Consider the following 10,038-nt stretch of genomic DNA (forward strand, 5'->3'; position numbering starts at 1 on the left):
TCCGCGTTTGAACATCTCGATCGCCGTCTCGCGCGTCACTGGCGGAAACAGCGGGAGCCTCATGAGCATGGTGGGATATTTGGGGGTGCGCACATTGCAGTCGGTTCCAGCCCCCGCTGGCGTGCGACGCTATCCAGCGCCTCAGCCGCGACCTCTACGTGTGCTTGGTTTGAATGATCATTGCGATGTCGCTTGGCAGGAGCATCTGACTGCGCAGGTGCGGAAGCGGTTTTCTTGCTGGTATCTCCGTCATTGCGTGTTCGATCAGCACGCGGTTTTTCGGCGCGCGCTAACCGTTCCAGGGTACCTTGGAGCCCTTCCTGGGGTGGCTGTGCGCGCGCCGCGGTGGCGGGCGCACCGTTCCGCCTGGCCCGCTCGCGTGCTCGCTGCTCCAGTTGTGCCCACCGCTGCGTCAGCGTGGTGAGGACTTTTCCTGACGCCATTGCGGCATCGGTTGGCCGTTGCGTGTCCATACCCTACCCCGCCTCGGCAGCGGTGAGCGGCATCCTCAGCAGCCGTGCCGGCGCGACGCTAAAAGCCCGGGCTAGCTCGAATAAACATTCCAGGGAGGGACTCCGCTTCCCCCGCTCGATCGCGGAGACATGCCCTTGGACGCAGTCGATCTTGGCGGCGAGCTGGCCCTGCCGCCAGCCAAGGGCGTGGCGGATTTCGCGCAGATTGGTGCCTACAGCAATGGCCACGTCATGGTTACTCAAACGCGCGTTGGTCATCATCACCTCGCTTGCCGCAAGCCCCCGGCGGGGCTTGGTCGTGGTTGCCGGACATCTTGATATCATGCATACTCTCAACGACTTTCAGTCATTTTGTGAGGTCAGACGTTGCGCTCAATGCCCCGTGCGTATCCTTGCTGGTCGTTCGCGTTCAGGCTGAGCCGATGAACGAAGACAATGTCGTGGTGTTAAATGGTGACCGATTGAAACGGGCGCGCATCGCCGCTGGTTTGAACCAAGCCGAGCTGGGTCAGCGTTGCGGGGTCAGCCAGTCCCATATCAGCGGCATGGAACGCAGCGTGCGCGCGCCGTCGATCGAGATGCTCGACACGTTGTCACAGGCCTTGGGTGTCAGCGCCCATTGGCTGATGGGTGGCGATAGCGACGAGACGCTGGCGAACACAGAGATCGGTCGCGAGCACATCCTGGCGGAGCGCAAGACGCCGGTCGGCCTCGCGAGCTTGGCCGGGGACGCCGGTCTGTGCGAGCAGTTGCACATCCGCTCGATTGAGTGGCGGGCGTTGCGCTCGTTGCAGCCGCCGAACGGGCTGAACAAAGAGGGGTATTTGTTGGTACTGCTCGCGTTACGTGGCCACCAGGCCACGTAACCCAGGGGGTTGTTGGCTGCTCCTCGTGGTCTCGCACCGGTCGGGCTCACTATGTTATCTCGTTGATCTATCAATGTATCAAATTGCAAACGCCACCGGCGTGAGGTCGCCGCTCAGGTGCCACGGGGCGGCGATAAGCCGTTCCTCGCCGTCGTGGTTAGCCAAAGTATAGCACTGTTGGTTTTCAAAAAAACATTTTTCAGCCCTATTCGCTTGGCGTAGGGATTCGATGCGCAGTGGGTCGGGTAGCCAGGCGCCGCCGATCGACCACGCTGCGTCCTACTTCGCCCGTCCCCGGACCGTCGCCGCCCCGCCGGACGATCAGGCCTTCTGAGCCGGCAAGCACCGCCTCCCGAGCGAGATCGAACCCGCGATCCCAGCGGCTGTGCCGGCCAGCCTGGTCCGCAAGGCTGGCGATGTCGCGTTGGCTGACCGGCCCGCCGCACGCGTACCGAAACGGACTGACGAGGCACGCCACTTACCCGTTTCCGAGCATCGGTATTTCCTCAATCGCCGCGGCGGACCTTCGCGGCAGCTGCATGAACAAGCGCTCAACGTGAGTGTACTACAGTCCGAGGAACGGGTGCACGTCCGTTTGGCTCAATAAGACTCCTGGATAACGGCCGATGCGAATGTGCATGATGCCGTGCGAGCAGGTGGCGAGTTCACCAAACGCTAATCCCGATACCTCAATGCCGTCATCGATCACTATTTGCATCAAGCGCAACAGCCGTTTCATCGTTGCCTTGTTCCACGCACGTTTCGGTCTGATGCGAAGATCGATATGGCTCTCGGTCACAGCGTACTGGAACGCCGTGCTTGTTTGATGTCTTCCCAGATGCAGGATGAGTCGCTCCAAATGACGCATCTTGACCACGCGCTGTTCGATGTCTGTGAAGCAGTCATCCGCTTGAGCGCGTAATCGTTTACTGGACATGTGTTGTCTTCTCTCCATTGGTTGTTCTGGAGTCAGGCCAGTGGCGCCGGCCGCCATTAATGTGCCGCTGGTACGATGGATTGCTTATGCTTACCTGTTGCCAATAACCCATGGCTTCACCTCGACGACGACGGATACGCGTGGGTCTGCATGTGTTCTCCCCCCCTCTTCAAAAAAACAGCTCGCGCGCACGCGTGTCTTTATCTTTTCTACTTTTCATCTTTTAGGCGCTTGCAGGCTCATGATTTAAAAGGGCTTTTTTCGTCATTCAGCTACAGATTCCGGGCTTAGCGACTACAGATTCCGGGCTCAATAACTACAGATTCCGGGTACTCGACTACATTTTCCGGGTCACCACGGCGCTAACGAGAACTACTGATTTTATTCGTGATTTTTGATACAGCTACAAATTCCGGGTGGTGAATTTTGTGACCAACACAGTGGTTGAGCGACTCTCCTTATCATATTGTTTTTGCTTGTTCTTTTGTTGATGTGACTACAGATTCCGGGTATCGACAGAAACCGGGCGTTCACTGCGCCTCTCTCTTGACAAGCGGGTGCGTGCCTGCTCCCAGGTCTCACCGGGTTGTGCCTTAGCGACGATGTCCTCACGCGACAACGAGACGACGGGGTGGGGCGCTCCCTCATTCTTCAGTTCAAAATAGAACGTAAAGCCGACCACCGCACGACCTTTCTTGTTTTGTGTCCAGGAGACGTTGAGATTTGAATAGGCATTGATTTGTGACACCGCCGGCATAATAATCCGCGCCTTGAGATTGCCAAGCCGGGAGTACTCCCCGCTCAAATCGAAAGCGTGCTTTAGCCATGCTAACGTGATGTCCCGCTCACCCCGCGGTAGCCATTGCAATAACAGCTCGTACAAACGGAACGCGTACGGCGTCGTGATTCGGGCAACACTGGTCACTTTATAGCGCGTAAACTCACTGGCGATGTGTGTCAGGTAGGGAATCACCTCGGGCGCCAGATACAAGCGGAGCGTTCCTTCGGCCGGCAGGTAGTCAAGCTTATGCACCCATCGCGTTTTGGTCTTCGTGAGCCGTGGGTTCTCTGCGTCTGGTGCATCAATAACGATCCACCGTTCCGCAAGTCGCTCGCAGCCGTGCATCATGAGTTCGTAGGCTTGCTTGTTCGGTATACCAAAGAGTTCCGCGAGTCCTCGCGCGGTGACAGCAAACGGGGTTTGCGCCGTCACTGGTACCGCATCAGGATGGCGGTCAATCTGTGCGACGACGCACAGCAGGACGCGCTGCTCAGCGAGTGTCAATTGGTAGCTGGCCTCGATCAACCGGTTCGACTTGACGATCAGCGGGCTTGGTGGCGCCGCCGCGTCCGCCGGCCGGCCCGCCCCCTGAATCACGAGCGAGTGGCCGACAGTGTCATCGCTCGCCGCTGATTGCGCCGGTGCGGGCTCCGTGACAACGCAACGCTTACGCGCAGTGACCTCGATGGGGAGGGCACCGGCTGCCGGCGTCGCAGCGCCCCGCTGTCCGCGGGCCAGGGCGCGTTGCTCCAACCGGGCTAAACGATCGCTCAGCCCGGTTGGGTGCTCGCCCGAGACCTCCGGGGTATGCTTGACTGGGTATGCGTCCACCCCCTACCCCGCCGCGCCGAGCACGTCCGCGCGCGCGGCCACCAAGCGCGCCACGTCAACGGCCTGAGCCACCTCGCACAGCCGCGCCAGCGACGGGTACCGCTTCCCCCGCGCGATCATGCCGATCGGCGCCTGGCGGATACCGGCACTTCGCTCAAGCGTTTCCTGAATCCACCCCAAGGCTTGGCGGATGTTACGGACCTTAACCCACGCGCCTTGGTCGCTGGGCAGTTCAGCGGTCAGCACCCCGGCATGTGTCGCAAGGCGCCCGCCGGGGTCGGAAGTGGTTGCCAGATACCTCGATAACATGGATACTCTCAACGACTTTTAGCGATTTCTTAAGGGTCGACGTTGCGTTTCATACCCGATGCGTCTCCTTGCGGACGGTTCACATTCATGCGATTCAGATGAACGATCACAACGTCGTCGTATTAAGCGGCGCCCGGTTGAAGCAGGCGCGCCTGGCCGCTGGCTTGAACCAGACGGCACTCGCTCACCGTTGCGGGGTGGTCCAATCCCATATCAGCGGAATGGAACGAGGCGTGCGCGCGCCGTCGATCGAGATGCTTGATGGCTTGGCGCAAGCCCTGGGCGTCAGTGCCCATTGGCTGATGGGAGGGGATAGCGAGGAGACGCTGGCGAACACAGAGATCAGCCGCGAGCACATCCTGGCCGATCGCAAGACGTCGGTCGGTCTCGCGAGCCTGGCCGGGGACGCATTTCTCTGCGAACGCTTGCACATCCGTTCCATTGAGTGGCGGGCGTTGCGCTCGTTGCAGCCGCCGAACGGGCTGACCAGAGAGGGATACTTGATGGTACTGCTCGCGTTACGCGGACACCCCAGTACGTGACGCCCGCGCTTACCCGCTGGTTCTTGGCGTCCCTGCGGGCTAGGTCCGGGTGGCGCTGAGTGTGCTATCGCTCTGATCTCTAATCTATTTGCTTATGAACGGCGCCCGCGCAGGTCAATCCTGGCGTGAATCACGACGGGGCCGCGATCACGTCGCCCGCGGGTGTCAGTACGACCGGTGGTTCTGCGCCCGCCAACGCCAAGATTGCTTGCGTCAGCAGCCAGTGGCCGAACAGAGACTAGCACTGTTAGTCATTAAAGAAAACTATATTAGAGCTAGCGGGTTCGTCGACGGCGGCTCCCTGCGGTCAAAAGATCCCCGATCGGCCAATGGCCGATCGGGAAACGGAACAGGAGCGATGCCCTAGTGGCTGTCTAGGCGGCCTCCAACTCCTTGAGGCACCAGAGATCGGCCCAATCCAAGCCTTTCATACCCCGGGGGATCGGCCCCTTCGGAACATGCATGGCGACCCGCACGCCACGGACAACGAGTCGGTCCAGCAGCTTCTCAGCCGCCAGTTCGCCGGCACCAGAAATATCCAAGTCCGCCCACACCACGACCAACGTAACCCCTTTCGGTGGCTCGAACCGCTCCATCAGCGTCGTCGAAACACCGGCCCAGACCGGCATCTTGAGCCGCTGCCGGATCACCAGGGCGGTCTCGATACCCTCGGTAATCCCCAGGGTGGGTCCGGCCGGATAGAGCCGGATGGCGCCACCGACGACTGGCCCCATTGGGATCATCATCTTCTTAGGACTCTCCACCGGGGCCTTGCGCCCGTCGGGGGTCAGGTAAATCCGGTGAAGGCTCACCGGCTGCCCTTGCGCGTCCGACACCCGGGCGATGAGCGCCGGATAGGTGCCGATTCTGCTTCGGTCCTGGTAGTACCCCAGTGCGGGGTGGAACCGGACGACACTGGGGTCCAGTTCCGCATCGATGCCGCGGCGCAGGAGGTAGCGCTGGAGCGGTCGGGCCTTGGGGTCCTGCGGGTCCAGGGTCTCGGACCAGACGCGCCGCAGCGCGGCCTCAGCGCCTGCATCGTCCTGACGCTGCACCGGGGCGGTGCTCGGTCTGGGTTTCGGTTGTGGCGCTGTCCAAGTGCCCCCGGCGTCCAACCGGAGGTCCTGGGCGACCGCCTCCAGGGCCTCACGGAAGCCCCAGTTGTTCGCCCACATCAGCAGGGCGAAGCCGTCGCTGAAGGCCCCGCAGGTATTGCAGATCCCTCCCCCGCGCTCGTTCGCATCTTTGAATACCCGGAAGCCGTCCCGTCCGCCATGGACGGGACAGGGAACGTGCCGACCCGGACGGGCCAGGGCCTGCTCCAGGGTCGGGGCCAGACGGCCGAGGATGCCATGCCACTGGCCTCGGGCGTGCTGGCGGACCAGTGCCGCGTCAAGCTTCATGGTTGCATGCTCGCCGCTGTCTGGCTTGCTTTCTTCGCGCACAACCGTCCTTGTGCGGTGTCGGTGAGGTAGGCGTCCCAATTAACCTCGTTGTTCCACCGTTGAACCGTCGTGATCGCCGCCTGGCAGTGCTCGCCACTGAAATGTTCAGGGAACGCCATGGCAACCAGCGCCCAATCGCAGTCCTCTTCATACCAGCCGCTGCCGGCGAAGGGGTCGAGATTCCTGATCACGTCCGGCATTTCGGCCAAACGCTCCACGCTCACGTGGATTCCTCCATGGCTTTCGGTACTGAGTAAGGTAATGCCAGGTGCAATTACATAGCCGCTGCCATCGCCCCAGGGGGTCTTGGTCATTTTCTGCACAGGGAGCGTCTTGAAGTCGTACATCACTTGCCTCTATTATCGTGGTAAAGGGCATACGCGTCCCCCCACGGGGAAGCCTGCCCCGCAAGGTGGAACGGATCGACAGTGAGCGACTAGGCGCTTATTGCCGTATAGCCTTTAACCAAGTCTCCGTAGACGGTGTCACTGCCACTCACAGCAGCCCCCTCTCGGCCATCGAGGTGGTCTCCCCCTCGCCGACGATCAGATGATCGAGGACCCGTACCTCAATCAATGCCAATGCTTCCTTCAGCCGTTGCGTAATGCGTAAATCCGCCTGACTGGGCTCGGCAACACCACTGGGATGGTTGTGGGCGAAGATCACCGCGGCGGCATTGGTCTCAATGACACGCCGTACTACCTCACGGGGATGCACACTCGCCCCATCAATGGTGCCTTTGAACAATTCCTCGTAGCGGATGACCCGGTGCCGATTGTCAAGGAAGAGGCAAACGAAGACCTCGCTTGGCAGGCCATAGAGCCTCAGCTTCAAGTAGTCGCGGGTTGCTTGCGGACTGGTGAGGCAGTCCCCCTTGGTCAGGTAAACTGCCTCCAGACAGCGGATGGCTTTCGCCACCAGTATGCTGTCGGTGCGCGACAGGGCCGGGCGGCGCTCGTCGTCATTGATATCGTCGGCGAACAGGGATAGTTGTGTGGCCATGGTGGTCTCCTGGGTTGGTGAGACCGGCAGACACACCGTCCCCATCGGGAGAGCGAGTCTCCCGGTGGGGATCGAGCGGGCTGCGTACCCGCGTTAGGGCGGGCAAGCCATGGGCTTAACGGTGGTGGACGGGGTTATCCCTGCGGCTCAAGTTCTTCATGCGCAAAGGCCCCGACGCTGAGGTTGCCCTCAACATCCAGGGACAATGCATAGAGGCCATCGTCCATGGAAGGGTCGTTGGCGCGGTGTTCCCTCGCCCTAGCGAGCACCTCGGACTCATCCAGGGGGCCGACCAGGAAGGGCTCGCAATCGCCCTCAATGATCAGCAGCCAGTGGCGTGCCGGGGGGCACGTCGCGGTTTCGATCCCGTTGCTTGGTGTCATGTGTCTCTCCAGTGATGTGGGGAGACGCACCTTCCCGGTCGGGGGAGGCGGCCTCCCCTTGGGGGTTGATCGAACTGGTTTGATTACTCGGTCGCGGCGACGCCGTTCGGGCCGAACACGACGAGCGTATTCCCGTCCTTCACGTGCGCATGGACCTGCTCCAGCAGGGTGATCGCTTCAGCATCCAACTGGGTATCGGGATGATTGGTGACCTGCGCGACAATCGCCGGAACGGCGTCGTAGCAGAACAGTCCGGCCCGTAAGCCGTCACGCACCGACCGCCAGGGTTTGCAGTCCTTGCTGTCCACGAGGAGGTACTCCGGACACCAGGTCACCCTGGTCCGGCCGCCGTCCGCCGCGTCGAGTGCGGCCAACTTCTGGCGGAACTGATAGGTCGTCGCATCGAACACCTGGCCACCACAGGAGACCCAGGCGTGGAACAGGAAGCCGCCGGTGCCGGAGGCCAATACGGACCCTTCGCGGTGGTGACACACCACGGCACCGGGGTCCTGGCCGTCGACACGCCAGGCGGCATAGCCGGCCACCAGGCGCACGTCGTTGATGCCCTCGCGGGCCAGGAGGTGCTGACAGGCCAAGGCGTGCCAGATGCAGTCCGTGCCGAGGTGACTGCTCGCCGTCGTGGCGAGGGTCCGCACGGCCGTGGCGACCTGGGCGGCGATCTCTTCGGGTATTTTCATGGTGTTCTCTTCGTGAGGGGGACACGCCACCCCGCGGGGCGTCATGCTCCCGGTTGGGGTTTCAAGTGGTCATCGTTTGGGCTGTTCTTCTATGCCGCCCAGCTGGCGGTGATCTCGGTCTCACCATGGAGAACCGAAGAAGACCTGCGTGCGCTGTGCTCTCAGTGGTCAAGAGCGCAGGGCAGGCACGCCTCCCGGACCAGGCCGGGCAGTCCGTGGTGGACTGCCGGCCTGGACCTGGCGTGGGTTGGTTACTTCAGCAGCAGCCGTTCCGCAATACGGAACAGCTCGCCCTTAAGGTCGGCGACGCTGGCGATCTGCACGGCGACCGGAAACAGCCGGTCGACGCTGGTGGCAATCCCGACGCCGATCATCTCGATCCCGGCGATACCGGCACGCATCACCATCGCGTAGGCGCTGTCCCAGTCATTCGGGTCACCATCGGTGAGGGTCAAGATCACCTTGCGCTCCTCTTGTCGCGCCAGCAGGTCCGCCGCGGCATACCACAGCGCCCCCGTCATCGGGGTACCGCCGCGTGCGAGCTGCACGAAGGCGCCGGCCCGAGCCGCCACACGATCGCCGTGGCTCGTGATGCGGGTGACCATTTCGGCCTCCCCATCGAGACTCGGAAAGGCGGTGACGGCACAGGACACCCCCCGGATGGGCTCAAGCGCGAGGGCCAGGGCCATAGCTGCTTCCAGAGCAATTCGATCCTTGCCATGTTCCATCGACCCCGAGAGGTCGATCAACACATGGACCGCCGTGTTGGGGGTCGTCCGCTGGTCAGTGCGCTGAAAGATCCGGTCGTCCCCGACCGCGGCGCGGTGCAGATGCCGGGTGCTCAATGCGCGCCCCCTTCTCGCCGTCCTGGTCTTGGCCATGTCGTGGGCCTGGACGAGACCCTGAAGCCGTGCCGCGAGCTTCGCGGACTCCCCTTTCACCCCACCGAGACGCGCATTGCCGAGTGCCGCGTCGCCCTGGTAGTCCTCCAAGGACGGCAGGAGCGGCGTGTTGGTGCCCGCCGTCTGCGCGTTCAGGGCCTCAGCGACGGCCTCGAAGAGGTCCTCGGGCAGGTCGTCATCGCCGGCAGAGAGGATCGCCCGGAGGGCGTCGCGCCCGACCGGATCGTCGTCACCGGGCTCTTGGTCCCCAGCCGCTTCATCTTGGTCGGACTCCTGATCCCCATCCGCATCGTCATCGTCAGGCTCCTGGTCCCCGGCCGCATCGTCCTCACCGGGCTCCTGGTCCCCGGCCGCTTCATCGTCGCCGGATTCCTGATCCCCAGCCGCATCGTCGCCGGCGGCGGGCGCTTCGTCCTCGGTCGCATCGTCATCGGCGGACTCTTGGTCCCCGTCGGCGTCCTCGTCGTCAGGCTCTTGCTCGCCGGCATTTTCATCGTCGGCCTTCGGCGGAGCCGGCGGCGGCTCCTGTGCCTCTTTCTGGACCAGCGCCACGATACGTTCCGCCAAGTTGGCGGTGGACGCAGTGCTGTCCAGCCCCGGGACTTCAGCGAGAAGCCCCAGGAGGCGATGGACGAAGCTGGCCGGGAAGGTCATCCGCAGCACCCGCTCCGACTCCCCGGCCAGGTCCTTTAAGACAGCTTGCCGTCGCACGCGATACCGCAGCATGGTCAGGAGAAAGCAGGTCAAGACCATCGGCGGGCTGTCAGCCTCCTTGGCCGCCCTGGTTGCACCCTCACGGACCAGCCATCCCAACGTCTCGTCCAGGGTCTTCACGGAACCTGGGTAGGGCCCCAGGATCGCGTTCTCGA

The 10,038-nt window shown here is 62.5% G+C and carries 12 protein-coding genes; 2 read left to right on the forward strand and 10 right to left on the reverse strand.

The window, feature by feature from the left end; all coding sequences use genetic code 11:
- Positions 1-476 precede the first annotated feature (476 nt).
- A complete protein-coding gene (locus tag QZY44_RS21690; RefSeq protein WP_295452087.1) occupies positions 477-734 on the reverse strand; it encodes a helix-turn-helix transcriptional regulator in 258 nt (85 codons plus the stop codon).
- 161 nt (positions 735-895) lie between these two features.
- Here QZY44_RS21690 and QZY44_RS21695 point away from each other — a divergent pair, with 161 nt between their 5' ends.
- The gene (locus tag QZY44_RS21695) at positions 896-1,339 is read left to right on the forward strand and encodes a helix-turn-helix transcriptional regulator (RefSeq protein WP_295452091.1); all 444 of its coding nucleotides are present in this window, start codon (positions 896-898) and stop codon (positions 1,337-1,339) included.
- A gap of 565 nt (positions 1,340-1,904) precedes the next feature.
- Here QZY44_RS21695 and QZY44_RS21700 read toward each other — a convergent pair.
- The 3 genes from QZY44_RS21700 to QZY44_RS21710 all read right to left on the reverse strand — a co-directional run bounded on the left by QZY44_RS21700 (position 1,905) and on the right by QZY44_RS21710 (position 4,197).
- Positions 1,905-2,276: a hypothetical protein gene (locus QZY44_RS21700; protein WP_295452094.1), complete on the reverse strand. Its 372-nt coding sequence runs from the start codon at positions 2,274-2,276 to the stop codon at positions 1,905-1,907.
- A 496-nt stretch (positions 2,277-2,772) separates the two neighbouring features.
- Positions 2,773-3,888, reverse strand: a complete 1,116-nt coding sequence (locus tag QZY44_RS21705; protein ID WP_295452099.1) for a replication initiation protein — start codon at positions 3,886-3,888, stop codon at positions 2,773-2,775.
- A 3-nt stretch (positions 3,889-3,891) separates the two neighbouring features.
- A complete protein-coding gene (locus QZY44_RS21710) occupies positions 3,892-4,197 on the reverse strand; it encodes a helix-turn-helix transcriptional regulator (protein WP_295452103.1) in 306 nt (101 codons plus the stop codon).
- 98 nt (positions 4,198-4,295) lie between these two features.
- On the opposite strand from QZY44_RS21710, the gene QZY44_RS21715 reads away from it, so the two are divergent.
- Positions 4,296-4,739 (forward strand): helix-turn-helix transcriptional regulator, encoded by a 444-nt coding sequence (locus QZY44_RS21715; RefSeq protein WP_295452108.1) that lies wholly within the window; start codon positions 4,296-4,298, stop codon positions 4,737-4,739.
- Positions 4,740-5,113: 374 nt separating this feature from the next.
- Here the strand turns inward: QZY44_RS21715 and QZY44_RS21720 are convergent, their stop codons facing one another.
- The 6 genes from QZY44_RS21720 to QZY44_RS21745 form a co-directional block, all read right to left on the reverse strand.
- Positions 5,114-6,142 (reverse strand): primase-helicase zinc-binding domain-containing protein, encoded by a 1,029-nt coding sequence (locus tag QZY44_RS21720; RefSeq protein WP_295452112.1) that lies wholly within the window; start codon positions 6,140-6,142, stop codon positions 5,114-5,116.
- The gene (locus tag QZY44_RS21725) at positions 6,139-6,531 is read right to left on the reverse strand and encodes a hypothetical protein (protein ID WP_295452114.1); all 393 of its coding nucleotides are present in this window, start codon (positions 6,529-6,531) and stop codon (positions 6,139-6,141) included. Before QZY44_RS21725 ends, QZY44_RS21720 begins: the two co-directional genes overlap by 4 nt.
- A 148-nt stretch (positions 6,532-6,679) precedes the next feature.
- Positions 6,680-7,186, reverse strand: coding sequence for a DNA repair protein RadC (gene radC / locus QZY44_RS21730; protein ID WP_295452121.1), 507 nt, complete (start codon positions 7,184-7,186; stop codon positions 6,680-6,682).
- 134 nt (positions 7,187-7,320) lie between these two features.
- Positions 7,321-7,569 carry a hypothetical protein gene (locus tag QZY44_RS21735; protein ID WP_295452126.1) on the reverse strand — a complete coding sequence of 83 codons (249 nt, stop codon included), beginning with the start codon at positions 7,567-7,569 and terminating at the stop codon, positions 7,321-7,323.
- 83 nt (positions 7,570-7,652) lie between these two features.
- Complete coding sequence (locus QZY44_RS21740; RefSeq protein ID WP_295452133.1) at positions 7,653-8,267, reverse strand: hypothetical protein; 615 nt, start codon at positions 8,265-8,267, stop codon at positions 7,653-7,655.
- A 251-nt stretch (positions 8,268-8,518) separates the two neighbouring features.
- Positions 8,519-10,038 (reverse strand): VWA domain-containing protein (locus QZY44_RS21745; RefSeq protein WP_295452137.1); only part of this gene is annotated, 1,520 nt, incomplete at its 5' end.

Origin of the sequence: uncultured Thiodictyon sp., assembly GCA_903837595.1 — a bacterium.
GTDB lineage: Bacteria > Pseudomonadota > Gammaproteobacteria > Chromatiales > Chromatiaceae > Thiodictyon.

Coding starts and splice junctions, on each gene's coding strand:
- QZY44_RS21690 (WP_295452087.1), bottom strand. CDS start 734: ATGATGACCAACGCGCGTTTGAGTAACCATGACGTGGCCATTGCTGTA.
- QZY44_RS21695 (WP_295452091.1), top strand. CDS start 896: ATGAACGAAGACAATGTCGTGGTGTTAAATGGTGACCGATTGAAACGG.
- QZY44_RS21700 (WP_295452094.1), bottom strand. CDS start 2,276: ATGTCCAGTAAACGATTACGCGCTCAAGCGGATGACTGCTTCACAGAC.
- QZY44_RS21710 (WP_295452103.1), bottom strand. CDS start 4,197: ATGTTATCGAGGTATCTGGCAACCACTTCCGACCCCGGCGGGCGCCTT.
- QZY44_RS21715 (WP_295452108.1), top strand. CDS start 4,296: ATGAACGATCACAACGTCGTCGTATTAAGCGGCGCCCGGTTGAAGCAG.
- QZY44_RS21720 (WP_295452112.1), bottom strand. CDS start 6,142: ATGAAGCTTGACGCGGCACTGGTCCGCCAGCACGCCCGAGGCCAGTGG.
- QZY44_RS21725 (WP_295452114.1), bottom strand. CDS start 6,531: ATGTACGACTTCAAGACGCTCCCTGTGCAGAAAATGACCAAGACCCCC.
- radC (WP_295452121.1), bottom strand. CDS start 7,186: ATGGCCACACAACTATCCCTGTTCGCCGACGATATCAATGACGACGAG.
- QZY44_RS21735 (WP_295452126.1), bottom strand. CDS start 7,569: ATGACACCAAGCAACGGGATCGAAACCGCGACGTGCCCCCCGGCACGC.
- QZY44_RS21740 (WP_295452133.1), bottom strand. CDS start 8,267: ATGAAAATACCCGAAGAGATCGCCGCCCAGGTCGCCACGGCCGTGCGG.